This is a genomic window from Bacillus sp. 166amftsu (assembly GCF_900107445.1).
Lineage (GTDB): Bacteria > Bacillota > Bacilli > Bacillales > Bacillaceae_G > Bacillus_A > Bacillus_A arachidis.
The window spans coordinates 1-26265 of the sequence record NZ_FNQA01000029.1; the positions used below are offsets into that span (position 1 = coordinate 1).

The 26265-nt window shown below is 36.3% G+C and carries 27 protein-coding genes and 1 pseudogene; 26 read left to right on the forward strand and 2 right to left on the reverse strand.

The window, feature by feature from the left end; translation table 11 throughout:
* Positions 1 to 124: 124 nt before the first annotated feature.
* From BLV40_RS25765 to BLV40_RS25880, 26 genes are all read left to right on the forward strand, one after another.
* Positions 125 to 553 (forward strand): P-loop NTPase family protein, encoded by a 429-nt coding sequence (locus BLV40_RS25765; RefSeq protein ID WP_090695306.1) that lies wholly within the window; start codon positions 125 to 127, stop codon positions 551 to 553.
* 118 nt (positions 554 to 671) lie between these two features.
* Positions 672 to 1103: a hypothetical protein gene (locus BLV40_RS25770; protein WP_090695309.1), complete on the forward strand. Its 432-nt coding sequence runs from the start codon at positions 672 to 674 to the stop codon at positions 1101 to 1103.
* Positions 1104 to 1105: 2 nt separating this feature from the next.
* Positions 1106 to 1261 carry a hypothetical protein gene (locus BLV40_RS28740; protein WP_170833714.1) on the forward strand — a complete coding sequence of 52 codons (156 nt, stop codon included), beginning with the start codon at positions 1106 to 1108 and terminating at the stop codon, positions 1259 to 1261.
* On the forward strand, positions 1254 to 3980 hold the full coding sequence (locus BLV40_RS25775) for a VirD4-like conjugal transfer protein, CD1115 family (RefSeq protein WP_244525455.1): 2727 nt from the start codon (positions 1254 to 1256) through the stop codon (positions 3978 to 3980). Before BLV40_RS28740 ends, BLV40_RS25775 begins: the two co-directional genes overlap by 8 nt.
* Positions 3980 to 4180: a hypothetical protein gene (locus tag BLV40_RS25780; protein ID WP_170833715.1), complete on the forward strand. Its 201-nt coding sequence runs from the start codon at positions 3980 to 3982 to the stop codon at positions 4178 to 4180. Before BLV40_RS25775 ends, BLV40_RS25780 begins: the two co-directional genes overlap by 1 nt.
* Positions 4181 to 4198: 18 nt before the next feature.
* Positions 4199 to 6253: a pLS20_p028 family conjugation system transmembrane protein gene (locus BLV40_RS25785; protein WP_090695316.1), complete on the forward strand. Its 2055-nt coding sequence runs from the start codon at positions 4199 to 4201 to the stop codon at positions 6251 to 6253.
* A gap of 121 nt (positions 6254 to 6374) precedes the next feature.
* Positions 6375 to 6665 (forward strand): DUF5592 family protein, encoded by a 291-nt coding sequence (locus tag BLV40_RS25790; protein WP_090695320.1) that lies wholly within the window; start codon positions 6375 to 6377, stop codon positions 6663 to 6665.
* 13 nt (positions 6666 to 6678) lie between these two features.
* A complete protein-coding gene (locus BLV40_RS25795; RefSeq protein ID WP_090695324.1) occupies positions 6679 to 7536 on the forward strand; it encodes a hypothetical protein in 858 nt (285 codons plus the stop codon).
* Positions 7537 to 7545: 9 nt separating this feature from the next.
* Complete coding sequence (locus BLV40_RS25800; RefSeq protein ID WP_090695328.1) at positions 7546 to 9486, forward strand: VirB4 family type IV secretion system protein; 1941 nt, start codon at positions 7546 to 7548, stop codon at positions 9484 to 9486.
* A gap of 3 nt (positions 9487 to 9489) precedes the next feature.
* Entirely contained in the window at positions 9490 to 10611 is a 1122-nt protein-coding gene (locus BLV40_RS25805; protein WP_090695331.1) for a bifunctional lytic transglycosylase/C40 family peptidase, read from the forward strand.
* 49 nt (positions 10612 to 10660) lie between these two features.
* Positions 10661 to 11260 (forward strand): MerR family transcriptional regulator, encoded by a 600-nt coding sequence (locus BLV40_RS25810; protein ID WP_090695335.1) that lies wholly within the window; start codon positions 10661 to 10663, stop codon positions 11258 to 11260.
* Positions 11261 to 11280: 20 nt separating this feature from the next.
* Positions 11281 to 12153 carry a hypothetical protein gene (locus BLV40_RS25815; RefSeq protein ID WP_090695339.1) on the forward strand — a complete coding sequence of 291 codons (873 nt, stop codon included), beginning with the start codon at positions 11281 to 11283 and terminating at the stop codon, positions 12151 to 12153.
* 225 nt (positions 12154 to 12378) lie between these two features.
* The gene (locus tag BLV40_RS25820) at positions 12379 to 12636 is read left to right on the forward strand and encodes a hypothetical protein (RefSeq protein ID WP_090695343.1); all 258 of its coding nucleotides are present in this window, start codon (positions 12379 to 12381) and stop codon (positions 12634 to 12636) included.
* Positions 12633 to 13841 carry a MobP2 family relaxase gene (gene mobP2 / locus BLV40_RS25825; RefSeq protein WP_090695345.1) on the forward strand — a complete coding sequence of 403 codons (1209 nt, stop codon included), beginning with the start codon at positions 12633 to 12635 and terminating at the stop codon, positions 13839 to 13841. Before BLV40_RS25820 ends, mobP2 begins: the two co-directional genes overlap by 4 nt.
* Positions 13838 to 14302 carry a hypothetical protein gene (locus tag BLV40_RS25830; RefSeq protein ID WP_090695347.1) on the forward strand — a complete coding sequence of 155 codons (465 nt, stop codon included), beginning with the start codon at positions 13838 to 13840 and terminating at the stop codon, positions 14300 to 14302. The genes mobP2 and BLV40_RS25830 overlap by 4 nt, the downstream gene beginning before the upstream one ends.
* Positions 14303 to 14365: 63 nt before the next feature.
* Positions 14366 to 14647: a hypothetical protein gene (locus tag BLV40_RS25835; protein ID WP_090695350.1), complete on the forward strand. Its 282-nt coding sequence runs from the start codon at positions 14366 to 14368 to the stop codon at positions 14645 to 14647.
* A complete protein-coding gene (locus tag BLV40_RS25840; RefSeq protein WP_090695354.1) occupies positions 14640 to 16457 on the forward strand; it encodes an ArdC-like ssDNA-binding domain-containing protein in 1818 nt (605 codons plus the stop codon). Before BLV40_RS25835 ends, BLV40_RS25840 begins: the two co-directional genes overlap by 8 nt.
* Before the next feature lie 93 nt (positions 16458 to 16550).
* Positions 16551 to 17693, forward strand: coding sequence for a hypothetical protein (locus BLV40_RS25845; protein ID WP_090695358.1), 1143 nt, complete (start codon positions 16551 to 16553; stop codon positions 17691 to 17693).
* 68 nt (positions 17694 to 17761) lie between these two features.
* Positions 17762 to 17950: a hypothetical protein gene (locus tag BLV40_RS25850; protein ID WP_090695362.1), complete on the forward strand. Its 189-nt coding sequence runs from the start codon at positions 17762 to 17764 to the stop codon at positions 17948 to 17950.
* Complete coding sequence (locus tag BLV40_RS29695; RefSeq protein ID WP_280138970.1) at positions 17947 to 18069, forward strand: hypothetical protein; 123 nt, start codon at positions 17947 to 17949, stop codon at positions 18067 to 18069. Before BLV40_RS25850 ends, BLV40_RS29695 begins: the two co-directional genes overlap by 4 nt.
* Before the next feature lie 30 nt (positions 18070 to 18099).
* Positions 18100 to 20754: a type IA DNA topoisomerase gene (locus tag BLV40_RS25855; RefSeq protein ID WP_090695366.1), complete on the forward strand. Its 2655-nt coding sequence runs from the start codon at positions 18100 to 18102 to the stop codon at positions 20752 to 20754.
* A gap of 24 nt (positions 20755 to 20778) precedes the next feature.
* Positions 20779 to 21567, forward strand: coding sequence for a hypothetical protein (locus tag BLV40_RS25860; protein ID WP_244525456.1), 789 nt, complete (start codon positions 20779 to 20781; stop codon positions 21565 to 21567).
* Between the two features lie 58 nt (positions 21568 to 21625).
* The gene (locus BLV40_RS25865) at positions 21626 to 22633 is read left to right on the forward strand and encodes a DUF3991 and toprim domain-containing protein (RefSeq protein ID WP_090695371.1); all 1008 of its coding nucleotides are present in this window, start codon (positions 21626 to 21628) and stop codon (positions 22631 to 22633) included.
* A complete protein-coding gene (locus BLV40_RS25870; RefSeq protein ID WP_090695374.1) occupies positions 22626 to 23288 on the forward strand; it encodes a restriction endonuclease in 663 nt (220 codons plus the stop codon). Before BLV40_RS25865 ends, BLV40_RS25870 begins: the two co-directional genes overlap by 8 nt.
* Before the next feature lie 296 nt (positions 23289 to 23584).
* On the forward strand, positions 23585 to 23782 hold the full coding sequence (locus tag BLV40_RS25875; protein ID WP_244525457.1) for a hypothetical protein: 198 nt from the start codon (positions 23585 to 23587) through the stop codon (positions 23780 to 23782).
* A gap of 297 nt (positions 23783 to 24079) precedes the next feature.
* Positions 24080 to 24322, forward strand: coding sequence for a hypothetical protein (locus BLV40_RS25880; RefSeq protein ID WP_090695380.1), 243 nt, complete (start codon positions 24080 to 24082; stop codon positions 24320 to 24322).
* Between the two features lie 447 nt (positions 24323 to 24769).
* Here BLV40_RS25880 and BLV40_RS25885 read toward each other — a convergent pair whose 3' ends face one another.
* Together BLV40_RS25885 and BLV40_RS25890 are read right to left on the reverse strand one after the other, a co-directional pair.
* On the reverse strand, positions 24770 to 25654 hold the full coding sequence (locus tag BLV40_RS25885; RefSeq protein WP_090695383.1) for a protein kinase family protein: 885 nt from the start codon (positions 25652 to 25654) through the stop codon (positions 24770 to 24772).
* Between the two features lie 221 nt (positions 25655 to 25875).
* A pseudogene (locus BLV40_RS25890) lies at positions 25876 to 26265 on the reverse strand (IS6 family transposase); the annotation flags it as partial.

Genomic DNA, 26265 nt, shown 5'->3' on the forward strand with positions numbered 1-26265 from the left:
AAACCACCAGTGGAACCGCCAACAGATCCAGGAAATACAAAGCCACCAGTTGATCCGTCAACGGATCCGAAGAAGTCAAACACAGTTGTATGAGTTAAGGAGCGATGTAAAAGGGGGATACAACATGTTCCAAACAAATGAGATATTGAATATAAATGAAAATGTAAAGATTGTTGGTCACATTGGTACAGGTAAAACAAAAATTTTGAAAGAACTTGCTACCAAGTTGGATAACGTAGTGGTTTTAGACTTTATTGGCGAGTATGAAGATCTTAAAGAATCGTTTGAAGGAGATAAGTTAGACGTAATAAACCTATGCAATCCGGACTGTCCGAAAGTAAAATTGAGTAAAAAAATCATCGATTTAGTTAAGCAATATGACTTTGTAATAATTGATGAAACATCTTATTTGTTTGCTGAAGAAGTAAATGGATTTGTATCATTTTTACAACAAATGAAAGAAGCGAACACAAAGGTAATAGCAAGTTTTCAAACATTACCACCAATAGAAATTGATATTGAATTTCCTCAATTCATTATGCTAAATCGATGAATAACCTTTAAGTGCAAGTTAGGATTTCTTTTAAAAAGATAGCAAGCTGGTTGAAGATTCAACCAGCTCTTTTCGTATACCTATACAGTATTAAAAAAGATCGAGGGGGCGTATGAAGATGGAAAGATGGATAGCGCTTGGCATAAAGATAAGTATAGGAATTTACGTGTCGTTAGGTGCATTAGGAATTGTTTATATCATTTTGGGAATCAATCATTCTGGTTATGAATGGACGCAAAATCAGACAGTAGACTCAATTATAGGCTTTTGCGTATTCTATATTTTAATGATTTTGTTTGTACGAGGTGTGATGGAAAGAAAACTAACGAAACGTTTGTTGTTATTAGATATTCCACTAGCAATTATAGTAGCAGTTGGTTTAATTGCTAGTATGATCTTTGTAGAGGAGCAAAATATAACTGATTTAGCGTTTTTAATGGCTTTATTACTGTCAACACCTATAATTTTACTGTTTCTTCGAATTGGATATAAGCAATGGATGTTTTATAGTGAATTGAAAATTCTATTAGAGAACAAGGAGCGACAATAACAATGCTGTTTACACAAATCACTGTTGTAATCGGAGCTATTGTTTTAGGGTTTCTCATGTTTACTGTGATTTTACAACAAGTTACACAGGATATTGTACAGGAGCTTTTGAATCAAGAAAATATAGTGGAAACAAAAGGAGAGCAAGAAAATGTCTGAAAGTGTGAATCCAAAGCCACCAATGAAATACAAATTAGCTGAATGGAAAGTACTCATCCCAATGAGTACTTTTTTATTTGGTGGAATCTTTCTTATCGTAAATTTTCTAGGAAACGTCATCGTAGAACTAGTGAAGACAACATTTTCAGACTTATTACATCCAAAACCTTTTCATATCGGGATAGAAGATTTATATACCTTTCAACATCCGTTGTTACTTTATTTGGTAATATTCCTGATTGCGAGTGTATGTACTATGCAATTTACCTACAAGATTCGTTCGAGTTTTAAAGATTTAAATCAGAATCAAAAAGATTCTTCTCGTTTTGCAACACTTGATGAAGTAAAACAACAATATCGCTCAATTCCAGAGAAAACAGAACGATATGAAGGAAAAGGCGGTGTGGTCATTTCTAGGTATGATGAAATTTCGGTGAAATCCATTTTACGACAAGTAAAAAAAGTTATGGATGCAAAAGGGATGGAGAAATGGCAAGAAATCAAAAAATTAAAGGATAGTGCAAAGGCGGGACGCTTATTAATTGATGATGGTGCAGTCAGCAACTTAATTATTGGCACAACAAGGTCTGGTAAAGGGGAAACTTATGTATTTCCAACAATTGATGCATATTCTCGTGCCGAAATCCAGCCGTCTTTAATTGTGAACGATCCTAAGGGGGAATTGCTTGCGGCATCGAAAAAAACGCTGGAAAAACGGGGGTTCCATATTGAAGTTTTAAATTTAATTAACCCGTTGGAGTCCATGAGCTACAACTTGCTTCAACTTATCAAAGACGCCTATAAACAAGGGGATACAGCAACAGCTCAGACACTCTGTAATACACTAGCATTTTCTCTTTATTACAATCCAAATGTAAAAGATCCATTTTGGAATAACAGTGCGATGAGTTTATGTAATGCATTGATCTTAGCGGTTATAGATAAATGTATCCAGGAAAAGACAGAGGATAAAATTTCGATGTATGCAGTCGCAAACATGTTATCAGAGCTTGGTTCCAAAGAAATTGTAATTGATGCAAAAGGAAATACACAAAATGCATTAGATATATATTTTGAAATGCTTCCTGCTGAGAGTGTTGCGAAGATGCAATATGCAACTTCTAGCTTCGCAAAAGGCGGAACAACACGGGGAAGTATCTTTAGTACCACAATGAGCAAACTGTCTATCTTTACTTTTGATGGCATTGCGAAAATGACGTCTCGTAATAGTATTGACCTAAAACGAATTGGCTTTGGGAAAAGCTTGCAAGGAAAAGGGACACCACGGGTACGGGTACAAATAATCTTCCCAGATGGTTCCAAAGAAAGTGTCAAAACGGATACAGAAGGACGCTTTGAGTTGAACTTTAAGCAAAGTGTAAAAAAAGGTCAGCGTATTCATGTGATGGAAAGCAAAAAAAAGAAGAAAACGATTATAGAAATTCAAACAGTTAACAAGGATACAGGTAAAACGACATTCAAAGTTGTCGAAAAACAAGATGGATTACAGATTGATAGCATTGTCATCTTCGAGAAACCGATTGCCGTCTTTATGATTGTTCCAGATTATGATTCTAGTAATCATGTGATTGCTTCTATTTTTATTAGGCAGCTATATTTTGTACTCTCCAAGTATGCTGGTTTAGCCCGCGGTGGGAAGTGTCATAGAGAAGTAGTGTTTTTGTTAGATGAATATGGGAATATGCCACCAATTGATGATATGGGGAATATTGTGACGGTTTGTTTAGGACGAAATATTCGTTTTAACCTGATTGTGCAAGCTCTTCCACAGTTGAAAATGAAATATGGAGATGCTAGTACAACGATTCAAGACAATTGCGGGAATCAAATTTATATTCAATCGGGTAATAAAGAAACCGCAAAAGAAATATCCGAAAAGTTAGGGAATCAAACCATCAATTCTTTATCTCGGAGTGGAAAAGGATTGTCAATTGATAAGAGTAAGACGGAAGGGATTGATACGAAACCATTATTAACGCCAACGGAGTTAATGAGATTCCAAGAGGGAGAAAGTGCAGTCATCCGCTTTATGAAACGTCGGGATAATAAGTTTGAAAAAATAGAGCCATTTCCGATTCTGAACCGAGGGAAAACGGTCATGAAATACCGTTGGGAGTACTTGGGAGATGATTTTGATACGGATCAATCCATTTTAGATATCGATATTCGTTCTTTACATGAATATGTGAATCCAAGGGATCTCATCATTGATTTCTTCCCAAAACAAGAAGAGGAGCCAACTGGGCAACAAGAAGAGCCAAAACAAATTGTACCAGGATCTGAACCAGAACCTGTGCCTACGCCTTCAGAAGAAGAGCCTGAGGAACCACAATTTGCAGATATTGATGAAGAAATTGAAACTCCTGAAGAAGCATATTCATCAGAACCGGTTGTAGTAGCAGAATCAGCTCATGTATTTGAACCACTTACCTTAAAAAATTGGGAACAAAAAACAGCAGAAGAATTCTTTGAAACGCATCGTTCCATTTGGAATGTGATTGAAAAAAAATGTATGAAGCAATGGAATAGACCATTAGCGGATATTCAAGCAAGCACAATGGAAAGTTTTATTGACGACTTAAAAGTATTAGTGACAACAGGACAAATAGATAAGAATACGTATCGCTTAATTAATGGGAAATATGGTGAGATTATGGATAGTTTACTAGAAAAAGAAGGTGTAAAGGAGGAAGTATGATGCAGGTAACCAATTCCTTACAACATATTTTACAAGTTTACGGGGATCAAGTAATAGCTGGGAGAGAAGTAATGATTGGACTTAGAAATGGCGTTGTGGTGTTACAGCCAGGAGGAGCTGATGAAGCTCCCATTGTGATACGAGTAGACGAAGTAGATGAGTATCTTGATATGACGATACAAGAAGTATTTGAAGCCTAAGAGAAAGAAGGTGAAACCATGAATGATGAGCAAGTCTTAGAAATACTAAAAACATTTAGTGAATACTTAGAAATTGGTGGATTTACGAATTATATTCTTCGTTCGATTGGTTGGATGATTATTTTAGGGTTATCGTATCTGGTGGATGCATTAGAAGGAATTACAGATAAAATTTTGTTAGTCAAAACGTTATTTGCATCAGAAGAAGTACAATCTTTTGTGAGAGACTTTCAACCTCTCTTTTATGTGTTATTTGCGTTTTCGCTCATTTATATTGGATATACTTTAATATTCAATCGGAAAACAAATCGTGAACAGATTGCGGTGAATATTTTTATCAGTATGGGTGTAATTGTGTTATTAAGTACGGCGATGATGCAAGCGGATAAATTTACAGATAAGGCAATTAAGGCAGTAGATCTCAAAGGGGATGGAACTACAAGTGAAAAGATTATAAAAGATGGTCTTACAGATGTAGCACAGTTTGATATAGGAGAGTGGAAGACTACAAAACTGAAAGAATCCAACAAAATTCCACAAGAGAACATTAGAAGAGTTGATATTTTGGAGAAAATTGATAAAGACTTTAAAGTTAATAAGGATAACGGGTTGTCAGATGTTGGAATAAAGGTTTTAGAAAAGAAACTCAGTGTTGCACCAGATGGAAAAGAAGTACTGATCGATTTAAAAAATGGTTGGTTTGATTTTTGGCCAGATAAATATTACCGCTGGGACTGGGATTTTTGGAAAATCGCTCCCTCATTATTTGTAATTGGAATGACATTACTATTTACAGCAATCAAACTTGGAAAGTTGTGCTTTGAACTAACCTTCAACTACATTCTAGCAAATTTAGTTGCGCCGGCGGACGTGGCAAATGGACAAAAAACAAAGCATATCCTAATGAATATTTTAAATACTTTTCTCATCATGATTATGATTTTTCTTTCATTAAAGCTCTACCTCATTGGTATGAACTATATTCATGAAAATGTAGATGGAATCGCTTATGTCGTGGCTTTAATTTGTTTGAGCCTTGCGGTTGTAGATGGTCCCGTCATTTGTGAACGTCTTTTTGGGATTGACGCAGGCTTGAGAAATGGTTGGGGAGCCGTTGCTGGTGGATACGCACTTGGAAAAGGGATTAGTAAAGCAACTGGTAATATGGCATCCAAAGCTGGTAACATGTTCAAACGGGCAGGAAGTGGTGCATTACAAGTCGGTGCAGGTGCCACAGGTATGGTAAATGGATATAAAAATGCAGGGAAAACAAGTGGTGGTGAACAAAATCAGAAGCAATCTAAAGAACAACAAGGTAACGAAAATAGAAGAGAAGGAAACGAACAACAGAGCGAAGCCAATAGCGGCGCAACTGGAATTGATAATCCATCTTTACAAAATGAAATAGATCAATCTAGCTATGGAAACGAAAAAAATCAAGCGCCTCAAGGCGAGGCAGGTAGCAGCGCTGTGTCCTTGCAAGATGAAATTAAGTCATCTGGTTTTGATAAAGATGCTCAAAATGGAGAACGTGGATCTTCAGCTAGTCTAACAAAAAGCACAGCAGGTGAAGCCAATAGTTCCAAAATGCAAGGGATTACACCTTCTCAAAATAAGGGGAATACAGCAGAGAATAAAAATCGTGCGAATGGTAATAACGGAGCACCATCAAGTACATCAGGTGGATCACACCCAAGTAGTAGCGGAGCACCATCAAGTGCATTATGCGGATCACACCCAAGTAGTAGCGGAGCGCCATCAAGTGTATCAGGCGGATCACACCCAAGTAATAGCGGAGCGCCATCAAGCGCACCAGAACCGTCTCAGCCAAGTCATAGCGGAACAGCTTCAAGTGGTGAAAGCTCTTCAGGTTCATCTCGTCCGGTAGATACGGCACCAACTTCTACAGAAGATATTCCAGCACCGCAAAGAGAAAACCGTACGATTGGGCAATATGCGAAGGATCGTCTCTCTAATGCATTTCATAATTCTCTAACAGTACAAAAGACAAGACGTTCTTATCAACTTGGACAAAATACAGGAGAAAGTTTCCGAAACAAACGTCAAAGTTAAGAATGAAGGGAAAAATACAAATCAAAATCCACCTAAAAATCGTAGAAAAGATGCATAGGTTACAACACAGTAAGCATACATGGGATGCTTATTTTTTTCGCTTGAAAAGGAGGAAATGAAAATGGCGAACTATCGTATTCCAAAAGAAATACGAACGGAATTGAAAATCAACAAAGTGTTATATCTTTTTGATCTCTTGTTCATTATAGGGCTTGTGGTTTTCACCATGACGACTAAGCCCTTGGTGCATCCGATGTTACAAATTCCCTTTTATATTTTTATGTTGATTGTAGGTGTCCTTTTAATTGTGCGTCCCAATACAAACCCACAAAAACGAATGTTTGAGGTGCTGTTTATTCTGTTAGCTCGAAAACGCTCTACGTATTGTGCAATCGACCAGGAACAAGACTGAAGGAGGAAATGGAATGGCATTATTCAATGAAAAAGAAATGAATAGAGGAGTAGAGAAGAAGAGCGAAGCCAAACCGTCCCCGCAATTTCCAAAGCAAGAAAAAAAGCCAGGGGGAGTCGTGAAAATCAAAGGATTTCAGGAAAAGAAAGAAACACAACCAACGGTTCCTCCTTTGAGAGAAGAAGAAGTTCCGGTAAAGAGAAAGAAGAAAAACTTAATGCAACATCTTGGAAAGAAGAAAGATGTTATAAAAAAAACAACGAAGATTGGCGAGGATTCGGGAAGCAAAGGGAAGACAGAAAAAGAGAAAACAGGAAAAAAAGCCAAAAAGAAAGAGAAGCCACCTTATATCAAAAAGAGTATTGCTGAGGTGATTCCAATTATTGATATAACGGAATCGGGTGTCTTTGAATTTCGAGAAGAACAAGGTTTTGTAGATATCTTACAGATCCAAGGTACAGATATTTATTCAATGAACGATGAAGAGGCAGAATATGCGATTTATCACCTTGCACATTATTATCAATCGTACCAAGAGTCCATCAAAATTGTATCGATGAACTTTCCAGTTTCTACAGAACCGCAACAACGTTTTTTACTTAAGAAGATTGAAACGTGCCAGAATCCGTTATATGAAAGTTTCCTCGTACAAAAATTGAAAGAACTTCAGTATTTAGAATGGGGGCGTACAAACCGGGAGTACTTTTTATTCGTGTATGGTGAGAATGAATTTGTTGTGAAAGAACGAGTGGAATCGTCAAAACGGTACTTGCAACGATGCATACCATTATTAGATATGGAAGAGGAAAAGAAAATAGAAATTTTATATAAGTTGCATAATCAAAATTCGAAAATTGGTACGAAAAAATAAGAAGAGGTGATGAATGTGTCTGTACTGAATTTTTTAAAGAGAAAGCAAAAGAAAGAAGAAAAAAAAGAAAAGAAACAGATCAATAAGGAATTGGTTTCCCAGATTCAACCACAAGGGGGGATTCAATTTAAAGAAGTATATGTTCAGGGGGGAGATGGATTACAAACTTGCATTCATGTATACGGGTATCAGACAACAGTAAATGACTTTTGGTTAGAACCTATTATGAATATGCCGAATGTCATTACAACACTTGATATTATCAGTGACAGTCGAAAAGTCGTAGTTGAATCAATTAATAAATCCATGGCAGAACAAAGCGTTCGACATGCGAACGCTAAAGATAATGTTGAACGGATTGAAGCGGAACAACAGTTTAACGAGTTAGAAACACTATATCAACAAGTATCCAAAGGAGAGGTGCTGAAACGAGTACATTTACGCATTTATATTTCAGCACGAACGATGACAGAGTTAGAAAAGCAAGCAAAAGAAGTCATGGAAACACTAGAATCATATAATTTTAGAGGTGCCATATTCCTAAATGAGCAAGAACATGAATGGGCATCCCTTACATCGAGCTTTGAGATGCAAAAGAAATATATCAATAAACGAAATGGGAAAGAAATACCGGCTCTTTCTTTAGCAGGAGGGTTTCCGTTTCATTTTACATTCTTAAATGATCCATATGGGACTTACTATGGCACAACCAAAACAAAGGGGAGTGTCATTTTTGATTTGTTCCATAAAGATAAACAACGAAAGAGTTATAACGGTGTTGTAATTGGAAAGATGGGTGCCGGCAAGTCTACCTTATTGAAAAAAATTATGAGTGACAATGCAATGAAGGGTTATAAAATTCGAGGCTTTGATATTACAGGTGAGTTTGAAGATATTGTGCAAGAGTATAACGGGAAGCAAATTGCATTAGATGGATCGCAAGGGAAAATTAATCCACTCCAAGTATATAAAACGGCTAAAACAGAAGAAGGTTCCTTTACCCAGCATCTATCCAAACTCAGTATCTTTTATCGCTTTATTGCACCAGAAGCAAAGGATGATGAAATTAAAGAGTATGAGAATTTACTTCGTAAATTGTATGTAAAAGAGAAGTTATGGGATGATGAACCGAATGCCAACAACCATATCACGAGTTTGCCAGCTACAGCGTATCCGGTTTTTTCTCATTACATTGACCTGGTGCAAAAAGAATTATATGAAGATGTAAACACTGGAAAACATCGTGCAAACGTGAGTGATTCGCGTGCCAAACGATTAGAGTTAATTCTCTTAAATATCACCAATTTAGTTGAAACTTATGGACATATGTTTAATGGTGTATCGACGATAGACGATTTCTCAAAAGAGCAAATCGTCTTTTTTTCATTGCGTCATTTGATGAGTTTAAAACCAGAAATTCGGCAAGCACAGATTTTCAATGTGATGAACTTGATGTGGGATGAGATGTTAGAAAACGGAATGCCGCAGTGGAAAGCCTTTGATAGAAAAGAAATACAATTTGAAGATGTGATTCGTTATCTCTTTATCATGGATGAAGCCCATCATCTTATCAATACAAGTGAACGAAGTCAACATGCAGTGGAGTTTACAACCAAGTTTGCTCGTGAAGCTCGGAAGTATTTTGCAGGCATTGTATTTGCGAGTCATTCGATTCGTGACTTTGTTCCAGAGGATGCTAGTTTAGCGGCAGTAGAAGAGATTAAGAAGCTCTTTGAACTCACACAGTACAAATTCATTATGCAACAAGACAGCAACAATCTAGAGATGTTACGGAGGGTGTTTGCAGGTCAAATCAGTACAAGTGAACTGAATGAAATACCATTTTTACCAACAGGAGATGTGCTCTTATGCATCAGTGCCGTGAAGAACATTTTATTTAAAGTCGATGTAACAGAAGAAGAGTTAGCGTTGTTTGGAGGAGGGGCATAATTCATGCATCTTGTACTGAAGATTATTCCGAAAAAGTGGCTCGTTGTGATTGCTTTGAGTCTACTTTTTCTCCTTGGAACGATTCTTTTAGGAGCTACCATGACACTCATTGGGGGAATGGAGGGTAATAAAAAGCAAGGGGATATTACATACCCACAAGGAGGCATAGGGACAGCGAATGTTTCGGCTGAAGTATTGAAATGGGAGCCGACCGTTCGGAAGTATGCACAGCAATTTGGCGTAGAAGGGTTTGTTCCATTGATGTTAGCTCAGATGCAGCAAGAGAGTGGTGGACGTGGACTCGATCCGATGCAAAGTTCTGAAGGAGCATTTAATACTAAGTATTGTAAAGGGCCTAATTGTATTACGGATCCTGATTACTCCATTTGGGCTGGAGTACAAGAATTTAAGCATGCGATTGAGCGAGCTGGTGTTACGGGACCAGGTGATATGGATCACATAAAAACCGCTTTGCAGGCTTATAATTTTGGAACAGGATTCTTCGATTTCATTGCAAAACATGGAGGTAAATATACAAAAGAATTAGCCATTCAATTCTCCGCAGAGCAATATCAAAAAGAAAAACATACGGGTAAGTATCGTTGTGTAAGACCTGAAATGATTCCTTATGGCGCGTGCTATGGCGACGCGCTCTATGTTGATGCAGTGCTGAAATATTATATACCTGGCGTACCAGTAAATGGCGGAGGAGGAAGCGTAGGAGGCGGTTCTTCTGGTTCGCAAGTTGCCGATGTGGGTCGTCAATGGATTGGACGTTCCACGTATGTATTTGGTGGTGGACGTAACACAAATGACATTGCAAGAGGCATTTTTGATTGTAGTAGTTTTGTACGCTGGGCATTCGAACAGGTAGGAATGAATGTAAGTCCAATGGGGAGTGTGAGTACAGAAACCTTAAATAAAATAGGTACACAAATTTCACCAATGGAAATGAAAGCTGGTGATGTCATTTTCTTTGATACGTATAAACATGACGGTCATGTTGGGATTGTGATTGACCAAAATACTTTCATTGGTTGTCAAACAAATAAAGGTGTCTCAATCGAAAATCTATCGAATCCATACTGGACTAAAGTGTTTAAAGGGCATGTGAGACGTTACTAAAATGGTAACAAAACTAGATAAGAGATTATAAGTTAAGGAGGCGGGATCAGTGAGTGAAACGAATGAAAAAGATAAAAGAAAAGTCTGGTTTGTAACGCTTGCAATTGTCATTGCAGGCGTTACTTTTTGGAATATCTTTTTGTATTATCGTAACGATGAGACGGGTGATGTAAAGCAATTAAACGTTCGTAACCAGGTGTTACAAACTGAAAATGAAGAACTGAAAAAGAGGGTGAAAGAAACTCTTCCTTCGGAACAAGAACAAGAGCGACAATCGTATCTTTCGGCAGTAGAGAAGTTTATTCAGTTATCCTTTCATCGAGAAAAACAAGGATATGAGGAACGAAGAGAACAGGCAAAAAAATTAATGAAAGATGAAGTATTTCAGCTCTTTTATCCAACGGATACATTCGAAATGGGGGACACATATGTATCTAAGCCATCTGATATGAAGTTATACTTACAAGCTTATAGGATTGGTGCTTCTCAGGTAGAAGTAATCGCAGAATTTCAAAATACCGTGACGATTGGTGCGAATGGAACAACAGATAAAACGAAAAATGTCATGAAAGTAACCGTGCAAAAAAATCAAGAGAGTTGGCAAGTAACCAATGTAGAAGAACTAGCGGTTCAGATCATTCCATCTTAAAAAAGTGAGGTGTCGAGTAAATGGAAGTTGTAAATAATAGTGTGAATTTAAGACGTAAAAAATCATGGATATATGGATTGATTGTAGGATTTATGTTTTTTGGTTTTTTCGGTTTTTTTACTTCGAAATTATATGTACCTTATGAAGAGCCAGTCTATCATACAGAACTGAAAAAGTCGGTTGCGTTATTAGGAAATCGAACCATGACAATAGAGAAAAGGGCGTATGATCCAGCTTCGCATACAATAGAAATGTTTCTTCATGTAGAGGGAGGAGATGGAGAAAAGTATCAGTTTCAGGCACAAGAAAAAGCAAATCCGAATCTTCAGCTACCAGTAAAAGTGGTGTACCAAGATGATGAAAATATGGTTGTACAAGTGAAAGAACTATCTCCAAAATGGCAAGCAGTTGCGCTCGATGTATTTGAAAAAAATAATCAAGATGTGACGCTAGAAACGAAACAAACGAATAAAGAAGAAAACGGAACTTCAAAAGAAGATGAAAAACAAACATTCTTAAAATCTTTCTTCTCCGACCAAAAGAAAACAGAGATAGAAGAGGGCATTTCACAAAAAAGTAAAGGTTCTTATGCGAAAGTGTTTATCGGTATGGAACAAAAAATCTTAAAAGATAAAGTAAAACAGTACGATGAAGTCATGAAGCAAGAAAGCTCTAAACAAACAGAGTGGCAAAAGCAAATTACGGAATGGAAGAATGAATCTAAGTACCAAACTGAAACGGAAAAAATGGAAACGGATGCGAAAATCAACTCAAAAGAAACGAATATTAGCCAATCAAAAGAAAAGGTTGAACTATATAAATGGGAGCAAGGACAAGTGAAAGAAAAGATAAAAAAATTAGATGAGAAGGCAAAAGATGTAGAGCGTTCGTGAAAAAAGCATAGTGTACCTTGAATGTACTTTCATGGTTTTTAGGTGTACCTTGATTGAACTTTGGAAGATATTGACTGTACCTTGAGTGTACTTTTGGAAGACTTTCATGACCCCACGATTTTACTAGGCTTTGCCTAGTCCCACACCCTCGGTGGGGGCAAAAATCCCTTATGCTCTTCTCACTCTTGGGTGTAGTGTTCTGAACGAATGGAGGCGAAACATTAGATGGACATTAAGATTCGAAATTTGAGTCCAGTTGCAATCAAAAGATTAGATGAAATTGCAAAAAAGAAAAACATTTCAAGACAGGAATTATTAAAAGGACAAATAGAAACATTGGCGTTTTACCGTGAACAACAAAATCGTGAATTGTATCTTCAACAGTTGCTAGAAAAAAATATCTATGCGATGGAAAGTTGTTTCAAAGCTGTAAAAGAAATGAATGCTTTTTTACAAATGATGACGCAGGATGATGAGGTATGAGTGAATCAACAAGTCCTTCACAAGCAACGGTGACGCCTGGTGTGGTGACAGTGTCTCGTTTTGTTACGGCGGATGGAAAAACATTTCAGGATTATGTGGAGTACGTAGACCGAGAAGATGCAAAAAGAGAAGGGGAAGCCCATCAGAAAATGTTTTCTCTGTATCAGGATTATATGGGAGATTCAGAGAAGACTTCTTCTCTCTTCACAGAGCATAGTAACGGTTTAAAGGGAAATGAAAAGAAAGACCTAAAAGAGATGTTTCAGCTCGCTCAAAAGAATAAAAGTATTATGTGGCAAGATGTCATCACGTTTGATAATGACTGGCTCGCTGAACATGGCGTGTATGATCCTAGAACACGTACTGTAGATGAAACAAAATTGATGGATGTTACCCGGTTAGCGATGAAAGAAATGTTAAAAAGAGAAAAGTTAGAACATACAGCCATTTGGTCAGGAGCGATTCACTATAATACGGATAACCTTCATATTCACGTCGCAACTGTTGAGCCATTTCCAACGAGAGAACGAGGGAAGCGAAAACAAAAAACATTGGATGCGATGAAAGGAAAAGTGGTTCAAAATATTATGGATCGTGGTCAAGAACAAAAACAGATTAATGATTTAATTCGAAAGAATATAGTTGCAAAAAAGAAAGAAGATTCCACATTCACATGGCGCAATAGAGAACTAAAACCATTATTCCAGTTTATTTACAAACGCTTACCAGAAGATAAAAGGCAATGGCAATACAGTTACAATACATTGCGGCCACTCCGTCCTCATCTTGATGCATTAACACAAAAATATATCGAGAAGCACCATAAAGAAGACTATAAACAGTTTCTTCAAAAGTTAGATAAAGAAGTAGATGTATTAAAGAAAGCATATGGAGAAGGCTCTGGTGATAAGAAACGATATGAAAATTATAGGGAAAATAAAATAGAAGAGCTTCACAAGCGAATGGGAAATGCGTTTCTACAAGAGATGAAAGCATACGATAAAGAACGACAGCGCATTGATAAAATGTTAGACCGAAAGCCCAGTCAGCGAAAGAACTTTCAACAAAATGCCTCGATGCAGTATGCACTTAGGAAAATGGAGGGTGCGTTCAAAAGTGAATATGAAAGTTGGAAAAACCAACGTTATTATGAACGTCTTGAGAGAGAAATCCAACAACAAAATGAGAGGGGATATGAACGATGAGTAAAGTAAGGCGTGTATTAAAGTTAGAAAAAGATACTGATGATTATCTTATGGCATTTAAAGAAGAACATAAAATTAGATACAACGGGGTCGCTTTAGCACAAATCTTTAAAGAGCATAAAGAGGCTAAACAACAAGAATGGTCGCTTCGATACATTACAGAAGTCGTGACAAAACACCTTCATGAGGTGTTGAAAGAAGAGCTTACAAAAATCCGCCTTGGTACGAATAGTGCTGATAAAAATACACAAATGTTAATTGAGTTTATGAATGGCATTTATGAGCATGAACAGTATCAAGGGGTTTGTACAACTGATATTGCAGAAACCGAAGCAACAAAACATATAAGGGAGGTAGTAGAGGAAAGAATTGCACATAAAAGACAAAAGAAAATGGATTATCAAGCTTCGAAAGGGCAAACAAAAGAAGTGTTTGTTCCAATTGAGGAGGTGAATCTATAGAGCTACTTGAATAGTTTGTGAGAAAGAAATATCAATACAATGAAAAGGAAAAGGGGAAAAGAAATGTTACTATTTCATGAAGATATTGAACTTGGAATTATAAAATCTATTGGTGAAAGAGAAGTTACTTTTCATGTCGCAAATCGAGAAGTTACAATCCCATTAACAGAAGAGGAAGAACAAGAGTTATTTGATTATATTGAGCTTCCAGAAAATGATTTACTTATTCCCATCAACATGAAAACTCATAAAATATGTGTTCCAACAGATTTAGAAACCTGGAACGAAGAAACGATGGATGAATTGATTGAAGCTTCTTCAAAGGGAGCGGAAAACAATGAGTAAAAAGCGTTCCCCTGTTTCATTTGAAGAGAAAAAACAAAAGGTAGTGGCACTAACAAAAAAGATGGAAAAGAGCATAGAAGGTTATTTTCGGTCACCAGAAGATTTAAAAGAATACTTATTATTTATGGCAAAGTTTTATCGCTATTCACCATCCAATATTGCATTAATACAGAATCAATTTGAGGGATCCAGAGCCGTGGGTTCCTTTTCTTTTTGGAAAGAAAAAGGATTTTCGGTTAATAAGGGTGAGAAAGGAATACAGATCCTTGTTCCGAACCGGACAACAACAAAATTTAAAGACAAAGCCGGCACTTGGAAACCAGTTGCAAAAGCAAGTGAAGAAGAGAAAAAACAGATTGAATCTAAAAAGGTAGAAGTCAAACCAGGTCGTTTATATTTCTCTGTCGGTTATGTGTTTGATGTGTCCCAGACGAATGCAAAAGCTGAGGATTTACCTCGTATCTTTCCGAACCGTTGGCTAGAAGGAAGCGTAGGAGATTACAAGAGTTTGTACAAAGGAATGGAAGCTGTTGCGGAAAAAAACGGTGTGAAAATTATTGAACCAAAAAGAGAGCTTGGTGCCGCAAAGGGTGTCAGTTACACCTTAACAAAAGAGGTTGCCTTGAATCCAAGGAATAGTGAATTGCAAAATGTAAAAACGTTACTTCATGAATTAACTCATGCAAAACTCCATACAGTAGAAACACACATGAATTACACAGCTCCCGAAAAGGAGTTTCAAGCTGAAATGACAGCTTATACGGTTGCTTCCTACTTTGGAATTGATACAAACGAGTATTCGTTAGGATACTTAGCAAACTGGACGCAAGGAAAAGAGTTAAAAGATAAATCCAAATTGCTAAAAGAAGTACATGAAACGTCTGTGGAATTTATTGAAACAATTGAAAGTACTTTAGATAAAGAAATCAAGAATACAAGAGGAAAAGAGGTAGATAGTATGGCAAAAGTACATTTGATTACAATCGAAGTATTGCGTAAAGATGTGCAAGATATCTATGGTGGAAAAATACACATGATGGATGCTTTTACTAAAGAGATTACTGACATACCAATACGGAAGGAAGAAGAATCAAATCAAGAAGGTTTATCTGTATCTTTAACGGAAAAAAACGGTAGTGTAAAAGATATTCACCTAAATAAAATTTTGCAACCAGATTTATATGAGACAGTCCATAACTCTGTTTTTGATGGGAAAGGAAATTCGTTTGTTGTACATCAAAAAGATGCACAGGTTGATTTAAATGATCTAGTCAAAATAGCAATATATGATAAATGGATACAAAGAGAAGTAGACTTTGTAGATAAAGCTGAGGATCCAAAGGAGTTAACGTTTAGTGAAAAAGAAATAGAGCTATATAAAGAAATGAAACAGGAAGGTTACGCACCAATTGAGTCATTAGAACAAAAGTTACAACCACTTCCTCATACAGCTAAACATGTTACAGCTTCGATGGAGAAAGAATTAAGTGGAAAATATGAGGATTTTAAGCGAGCACAATCTCATGAAACAGTAAACGATATTGATAGTATTATTCATCGTGTACAAGTGGAAGAACGTTATTTTGCAACGAAACATGTAGCAATTGATAATGAGCTTATTACCCAAGAATCTGTTAATCAATTAGAAAGTAAAGTACAAGAAAAGTTGAACAAAGAAGGAGTTACAGTTACGAAGCAGACCGAATCGAAAGTGGCTGATCGGGAAAAACAGTTTGAACCATTCTCGAACTTTGCACAATTCCAAAATGTAGCGAAGAAAAAGAAACAAGAGGTGGAATTAGAGCGATAAATGGCTTGTTAGCACAATAAAATATAAAAAAATTGTTATCACTTATCGTTCAAAACGGAAAGTGATTTTTTATGTTAAAGGAGGAAGGTAAAAATGGGTATACAAGAACAGGTTAAACAAGAAAATGTAAAACATGCACTATATGAGTATGCGATGAATGCGGCTGAAAATGAAAAAGGGAGGTTCCCAAAGGAGAATATGCAGGAGGTGAGAAGAGGTGTCGAGCCAAATGTGACTCGGTTGTCGTTACCTTCTGTTACAAGCGCAATGGACTGGGGGCAAGGAGATATCACAATTGATGTACATCATGATACAGGGAAAGTGAGAGTATATGAACAAGAAATAGATGGTGAGAATTGGTCAAATTCTTCTCTTCGACTTACAGGAGAAAAGCTGTTGTCTGATGTGATGAAAGAACAGGAAGAAAAACCGCAAAGAACACATCAAATTGTAAAAAATATACCGAAAGAATTAGAAACTCGCTACCGAGCATTTGTAGAAGCTAAAAGACAAGAAGATGAATACAATACAGACAGTATGTTGAGAGTGATGCATACAGAAGACAAATATACGACATTACGGAAAACAGCGATTGAACAAGGAGTAATGAGAGAATCATCCATTCAAAGGATGGAAGATAAGGTAGAACAATCTTTTAAACCCCTAGAGCGATTAGAGATAAAAGATAAGGTGATGTTACCAAAAGAAAATCCGAAAGAGTCATATAAAGAATCATATAAGGAACAAGTACTAGAAGAGATTGCCCCTTCTCAGGAGGAACGATATAAAGAGCAGTATAAGGCTGAAGTATTGGCAATGCTGGGAATTGATAAAGGAAAAGAATCAGATTCTAAAAAACAAATATCAAAAGAAATGAAGAAAGAAGGTCGTTCAGGTCAACAAGAAGAAAAGTACACAAAAAGTCGCGAAGAACGTGTCAAAGAAATGAAGGAGTTTGAGAAGACACATTCATATCCTGAAGTGTATCGGTTGAAAAAGGAAGCTCTACAGGAGTTAAAAGGAATGAATCTAACAGATTCCCAGCGGGAAAAGTTAGTAAATATTGAAAAAGCCCTAGATCAAGAAAAACAGGAATATGATAAAAATAATAAAAAAGAGTCTAGTCAGGAGAAAGAACCGAAGAGCCAAAATAAATTCGCACAGCTTTTTCATCGGTTTAAAGGTGTGCAAAAGAACGAGCAGCCAAAAGAGGCGGAAATGGAACATGCTAGATAGAGATAGGGTGAGGAGAGTACTGTGAGACAGTGCTCTTTTTCTTTTTCAAAGCGAAAGGAGAGGAAAGGGTGGTAAACATTGTTGAGATTGTAGACATTGATTATACAGGTGTTTGGGCAGAGACAAGGAATGCTGAAGAATTGATTTTTATTTCTTTTCCAAAAGAAAAAATTCAAATAGCACGTGAAATATTGTCAGAGAAAAAACAAATGTATGTGTTCTTACAGAAAGATTGGGAATGGAGAAAGATGTCATGAATCCATGGTTATTTGCTGGCTGTATGTTGCTTGTAGTCGTGGCGTTGAACATTTGTTTATGGATGGGGCAATGTGTGATAAAACGGTTCAAAATGCGGAAAATCAAGCGTCAAAATTAAAGATGTTACATATATGAGGAGGAATGGGTAATGGGAAAAACATTATTTATTGCGGAAAAGCCGAAAGTTGCATACGAATTATTGAAATCACCACGTTTTCGAAATGCAGAAAAGCATATGGGAAGTAAGCCGTATTTTGGATACTTTGAAAACCAACAATATATTATTAGTTGGTGTTCTGGTCATTTATTAGAGCTGAAGCATCCAGAAGAAATAGATGAGAAATACAAAGAGTTTAAATTCGAACACTTGCCCCTTTTGTTAGAGCCGGAATACAAAGTGAAGCAAGATTATATCGAACAAATCAATATTTTAGTAGATCTGTTGCAACGTCAGGATGTAGATCATGTGGTCAACGCTTGTGATGGAGACCGTGAGGGCGAGCTGATTTATCGTGAAATATATGAATATGCGGGCGTAAATAAACGACAATCTCGCCTCTGGCTTGCTTCTTATGAGCCAGCAGAATTAGAGGCAGGATTAAATCGATTAGAGCCAGGGGAACACTATGACGGACTTGCAAATTCAGCAAAAGCAAGGCAATACTTGGACTATCTTCTTGGAATCAATGTGACAAGAGGGTGCACAACGAAACTCGCTAAAAATCAATTTTTATTAGCAACGGGGCGTGTGCAAATGTGCTTGTTACATGAGATTTGGCAACGTGAGGTAGCAATAGAGAATTATAGAGAACAAACTTACTATAATCTGAAGCTTATCACAGATAACAGCTTAGAAGCAGTTATGAAGACGGAAGACCAGTTGTTAGATCCGGCTCCTTTGCAAAAGCTTGGGACAAAATTAATCGGTACAGACTTAACTGTAACAGAGTTTAAAGAGAGTACGAGAAAAAAGAAACCCAAGTTATTATACAATCTGACAGATTTGTATAAAGATGCTCATGCCAAACTAAAGGTAAGTGCAGAAACCGCTAAAAAACATATTCAGAGTTTATATGAAGAGGGTTGGATTTCCTATCCTCGTTCATCGTCCAGACATTTGCCAACAGAAAAGGTAGGTAGAGTACAAGAAGTATTCCAAGCTTTGCAGTCTAGTAGTTATGCGGATCTGGTTCAGCTTGTAGATGCAAATACCATCACAGAAAAACATGTCACATTTAACGATGAATTGGTAGATAGTCACTTTGCCATCATCCCGACAACAAAACCATATCACGGGACCAATAGAAAACCATTAGAAATTCAATTATATGACCTCATTGTGAAACGATTTATTGGAAACTTTATGCCACCGGCTGTTTATTTGGTACGTGAAGCACATTTTATAGATCAAGAGGAAAACATATATAGTACAAAGGAGAAGGTTCTTCAAGAGAAGGGATTTTTAAGCGTATTTCATGAGGACATGGAAGAAGGTTCTGTGGAAAGCTTTCAAATCCCTTTTTTATATGAAGGAGACTCGTTCCAAATCGTAAAGCATGACTTAATGCAGTCGAAAACAAAGAAACCAGCATTTCATACAGAAAGCTCCATTCTAACGTTTATGGAGACCGCTGGTCGTAAGTTAGATGATGACCATTTAAAAGAGTTAATGAAAGGGAAGCGTATTGGGACAGTAGCGACGGAAGAGACCTTTATTCCAAAGCTCGCAACGAGAAATTACATCACAGTTACCAATGGCCAAATTCGTACTACGAAAATTGGTCGTGCGTTTGTAGAAACATTTCCGATAGATGAAATCAAAAATCCGGCTTATACGGCTGAAATGGAAGGGATGATTCATATGATCGAAAAGAAAGAAATGCCATACGGTGAGTTTGTAGAAAATACGAATACTTTTGTGAAAGAAACGGTTGCGAAGCTGGGAGAAACAGAAGAAAAAGTAGCGGATGAAATGATTTTGAATTGGAATCAACAAATTGAAGTATGCCGTTGCCCATGTAAAAAGGGGAAAATCCTTCATAAAGGAAATTTCTATGGATGTAGTAATTATCCAGAGTGTGAGATCCGTATGCCAAAGAAAATTAAAGAAAAAGCGATTCCTGAAGCACAAATAAAAAAGCTATTTGAAGGTAAGAAAACGGATTTGTTAAAAGGCTTTAAATCCGGTGAGAAAGAGTTTTCAGCGTATTTAGTATTCCGAGAAGGAAAAGTACAATTCCAGTTTCCAACGACAGAAGAGCTGTCTCTTGGTAAGTGTCCAGCTTGTAAAAAAGGGGATATTCTTCACCGAAAAACATTTTTTGGATGCACAGAATATAAAAATGGTTGTAAGTTCATGTTGCCAGCAAAAATTAAAGAAAAAGCGATTCCTCCTTCTCAACTAAAAAAGATTTTGAAGGGACAATGTTCAGACTTCATTCAAGGATTTAAAGGAGAAAAGAGTGAATTTACGGCGGCACTCTATTTGGATAAGGAGGGTTTAAAGTTTCGATTTCCAACGAAGGAAGATCGTACACTAGGGAAGTGTCCGTTATGCAAGAGCCGAGTCATTGTAGGAAAAAACAACTACTTATGTGAACAGTATAAAAAGACTTGTGAATTCATTATTCCAGGGGTCGTGTCTGGAAAGAAAATTAGTAGTAACAATGTGATCAAACTATTAGAAAAAAATATGACCGATCAAATCAAAGGATTTGAATCCAAAAATACTGGGAAGAAATTTGATGCTCGGTTATCCTATAGTACACAAGAAAAACGATTAAAATTTTTATTTGGAAAATAAAAAATGAGAGGGAGTGAAAGCATTATGAATTTTATAAGGGAAATGAGAGAATTTAATATCGACCTTCAAAGTTGTGATTTGTTAGAAATCTTATTTTTTGAAGAAAAAACATTACAGGGAAGAATTTTTTGTGACTATAGATATAATCGTTTTCTTTCTAATTTGTTCACTAGAGAAACACTTGAACATTATTTAGAGGGTGAAATGGAATTTCAAGATATTTTAGAAGAAAGAGAAAAACCTGAAGAGAATTTGCCACATTTGGATGAACTTTTACGCAAATTAGAACCTCGGCTGGAGCATGTAAGAGCAAAAAAAAGACCCATGTTAGATCTTAAACAAACTATTATTATGAATGCATTGTTACAATCAGATTCTGTGCATATTCCCATCGTCCATTTTGAACGATCCATACACAAATATAAACTATTAACCTTGTTATCGATTGTTGATTGGTCATGCGATGTTATGCATTCATATGGTTCAGGTTGCTACGATACAACGGTGTTGATTGCCTTAGACAAAGAGTTTCACACATCTGAATTTGAGATTATGCTACCTTTACAAGAAATGAAGCATTTAATTTGTAAATTAGAAGAAAACAAGCTATTCCGATATTCGTCGACTGATAAAGATAATGTGGTAGATTGGATTCATTTTACTGAAAATTATTATATAGAAAAAAATCAAAAAGTAATGAAGTTGATGAATGAAAAGCTATGCTGTTATACGGTTACTAAAAATCCATTTGATCTTATCACAGAGTCAAAGGATAAAAATATAGGGAATATGATACGGATAGGAGAGAACTGATACAAACAGTTCTCTTTTTTTATTCTTGAAACCATTCACAACAAGGGGAGGTGCCAACATGGCTGATTTAGTGGCAGAGGAGGAAGTCATGAAAGCAAAGGATGTAGATTTGTTGTCGTATCTAGAAGCCAAAGGGGAGAAATTTCAAAAGGAGGGCAATTATTATCGTCATACCGAGCATGACAGCTTGATTATTCGAGAGAATATGTTTGCATGGAATAGCCGTGGTGAGAAAGGATATGGAGCAATTAGCTTTGCAAGAATTTATTATGGTATGAGTTTTCAAGAAGCTGTTCGGGACGTAAATCTTGGTGACTATCCTACTTTTACATCTTCTAGGGAAGAAGAAGCAAAACAAGATGAACCATTTCGTTATCCAGCACATTTAGAAGTCCAGGATAAACAAGCCATTAAGCACTATTTAACCGATGAGCGCAAAATTGATAGTCGTTTAGTAAATTGGTTGATTGGTCAGGATTTGATTGCACAGGATAAAAAGAAGAATGTTGTGTTTAAATGGCGGGAAAAAGGCGGAACAGGGGATGTAGTAGGTGCAGAACGACAGGGAACGGTTAAGATGGAGAATAAACGAGGTTCCTTTAAACAAATTTTGCCGAATGGAAAACCGCATACAGGGTTTATGGTGGATGTTGGAAAACCAACATCCATTTATTATTTTGAGAGTCCAATTGACCTTCTTTCGTATTGGACATTACAACAAAACCGACTACAAAATGCAAGATTAGTCAGTATGAATGGTCTGAAAATGAAGACCGTTTTACGCACATTTAAAGAGGCAAAAGATGAAGGATTTCCCGTGAATCGGATTGTCCTCGCAGTAGATAATGATAAAGCGGGAAAAGAATTTACTGAAAAGATGGGGGCTTTAACGATTAATCCACGTGTACAAATGCACCTTCCTTCCCAGGAAAAAGATTGGAATGATGTATTGAAGAAGGTCATACAATCAACAGAAAAACGGCAATCATCACATATACAACCACAGGAACAACAAAAGAATCAATCGGTACAAAGACAGATAAAGGAGATGGAATGCAGTGTCTAATACGTTACCAATACCAGGAGCATTACAACTCTTTGTATATGGAATGGGTTTGTATATCACCTTCCATATTGTGAAATGGGGAGTTAGAAAAGTACGCGAAAGACGTATGTTGAAAAGAATGGCGCAGTCGGGAATCCACTATATTGATAAAATGGACGGATTTCAATTTGAAGTATACTTAAAAGCTCTCTTTCGAGAACTTGGATACCGCCCAGAGGTTACAAAACGTTCTTGTGACTACGGAGTTGACGTCGTATTAAAAGGAAAAAATCGTATTGTGATCCAAGCGAAACGATATGGGATAAAGAATCGAGTAGGGATCCGAGCTGTACAAGAAGTATATACAGGGAAAACATATTATAAGGCAGATGAAGCATGGATTGTAACCAATAGTTATTATACAAAGCAAGCAAAAGAATTAGCGGAAGCGTGTCATGTTAAACTAATAGATCGTGTAGAGCTTCAAAAATTGATTAACAAAGTAAATCCAGAGTATTCGGCTGTAGATGTGTATCATGGTGTAGATCTGGCAGAACGGAAATGTCCAGTGTGTAAGAATCATTTAGTCGTTAGAGATTCAAATAAAACTGGAAACAAGTTTTTTGGATGTTCCCAATATCCGATATGTACACATACAGAATCAATTCATAATTGAGCTGTGATGAAAATCCAGCTCTTTTGTTATTTTTAGGGATTTTTTTAAAAAAAATCATACTTCCATCAAATAACGGGTTCTCATATTGTTCTGTAGCGAATATTTAATAAGTATTGAGTGTAATAAGACCTAAATGAAAATAAATACGTTAAAAACGGAAATAAGCAGTTTAAAGGGAGTTCAGGTTAATTTTAAGAATTTTTTATAATATATTTGAAAATTACATAAAATAACCTTGTAAGGTTGATTGGCTTGTTATATTATAACCTTATAAGGTTGATAACTAAAGAAAAGGAGTGAGAATATTGGAGAATACAGTAAAAGAAATCATTGATGATTTACAGTATCTGTTCAGGAATGGAGAAGTTGGCATGGAAGTAAGTAATCCGGCATACTATCAGAAGTTTTGCAAAGTACTGGATGCAACAGAAATGAAATATGATTTACACATTCATGAATATGACGAGGCCTCCCTAGTCGTTAAATTGGTGTAGAATACAAATGTATTAGGGGGTTATTTACTTGAAGTATAAAAAGTGAATGGGGAGGAAGAGGATATGAAAATTGGTACATCTGAATGGCTTTCTCTTAGCAATGATATTAAGCTGAAGTTGATCCGTCTGGCTGTCATAGATAATAAATATAAACAAACAAAATAAAAAACCCTTCATTTGCTTAACAGCAAACAAAGGGCTTAGTTAATGAGTGACTGAAGAAGAAGGAAATCTTGTCCATTTCCTTCTTTATTTATTGTAACATAAAAGGAAAAGCACAAACAAAGGAGAATTCTCATGAAAGAAATTGATAAATACATGACACCATCTGAAGCAGCTTTTTATTGGAGGATTCCTCGTGAGACAATCAAGAATAAATATAGCCCATCTATAATGAACGAGAAGCAAATAAATGATCTAGAGCGCATGTTACAAAAAGGTTTAGTGAAGTACTTTTTGCATCCTGAAGGAAAGCGTAAGGAATGGATCATAAGCCGCCAGGCGATGTATGAATGGTTTGGAGAACCCAAGGATAAGTAGGAAGGAATGATAAAAATGAAAGAGGAAACATTTTCTCTGTCAGGAGGATTCAAAAGTATATTTAGCTTGATTATTTGGTTTTGGATCGTTATGTTTTTGATATTTGGTGAAAGCTTGCTACAATAGAATCAAGTCGAATGAGAAACCCCCTTAGGCAGCTCTCATGGGTTTATGATCTATGGGGGCTTTATAATTAGAAACTGTAATAATTTCACGCACCGTACTTATTAATAACAAAATCAAAAACAAAAAAAAGAACTAATCCCTAGCCTAGAAGCGAAGAGATTAGCTCAATATACCCAAAGGTATTATAGCACATTTCATAATCAAGTTATATTGTTCAAATCGAGGTACCGTCAGCATTTTGCCCCCACGCTAATTAAAAAAAGCAATAAGCCGTCCATATGGACAGCTCATTTACATAATTATCGTTAACGGAAGTTGTTTTTAAAAATATGTCGGGTGGTTTAGCCACTCTTCAATACCAACAGAACCTTGAACTGATAGCAAACGATATAAATATCTATATGGTGTTCTAACATAGGTTAAATCAGGAATATCCCGTACAGATATATATCCTTTAATAAAATCTTCAGCGCTTTTTTTATCCAATACATATTCTAAAGCAATAAAATCTAACTCTCTAGGTGCTACAGCATAAGCTTCTGTATCTACTAATCCAGTAATTTCAGTTCCATTGCTTAAAAATTGTGTAGGATCCATATCGACTAAAATAAAATTACTTTCTGTTGGAGTAGGAATCCTTTTTAATAACAATTGTATTTCTGGAAGAACCTCTAATATTTTTTGGTCATTCTTATAAAATCTTTCAGTTAGCTGTTGCATTATGTTTATAAGCGTACTGTGAAAATCGTAAATAGATGTTTGATGAGTCCCTGACGGATTACCTATGTAATTAAAGCTTTTTTGATGGATGAGTGCTAATCCTTTCCCCAAACTTTCTAATATGGAGGATGGTTGATTTAAAAAAGTATGTATTGTATGCCCATTTAACTTTTCTACTACCACGTATTCTTTATTATCTATAGTCATTTTTCGTAGAACTTTTGGTACGGGAAATGAACTTAGTTCCGTTAAGGAGTTATTAATGACTTCTAAATGAAATACATTTCGAGGATCAATCCCAAATAGCTGTTTACACCCCCACCAGAAGTCATTATGAGGTTCTTGAATCATTTGTGAGGAACGTACAATGACTTCCTCAGTTTCCGTTTTAATTAACAATACATTACTTGCGTGATTTTCATATCCAGGATGCAAATCTGTTATCGATTGGATTGAGCTATCAAACAAGATTTTTAACTTTTCCATGAATGCATGCCCCCTTTTTATATAAATTTAACATAGGAAAAGCATGAATACCCCATTCATGTTCAGTTAACATAACGCATCATTATCAGTAGTAATCAAATTCCAGAAATCTATTCATACCAAGAGTTTTCTAGCTTTCCGTTCCTTTTCTGTATGCAAGATTTCATACATTTCTGTCACAACAGCATTTGGCAGTTCAAACCGTTCTCGTAGCTTGCATGAAATCCTGCGGATTTGGTAAAACGTCTCTTTACATGCCTGTGATCCTGTTCAATAAGATTGTTTAAATGTTTGATTGTACAATGGATTGTAGTTTGATAAAATCCTTGTTTTCTTGCGCAAAGTAATGCACTTGCTTTGTCTGTAGTGAGAACCGTAGGTTCTCCAAAATGTTTTACTAATTTTTGCATGAAGGCATAGGCAGCCTGATGATCCCGTTTTTTACGAAGTTGAATATCCAATGTATGCCCATCTTTATCAATTGCACGATAAAGATAACGCCATTCTCCCTTAACTTCGATATAAGTTTCATCCAAATGCCAAGATAAGCGTGCGGATTTATTTTTCACTTTCCAAATTTGATAGATGAGATTTCCATATTCATGAACCCA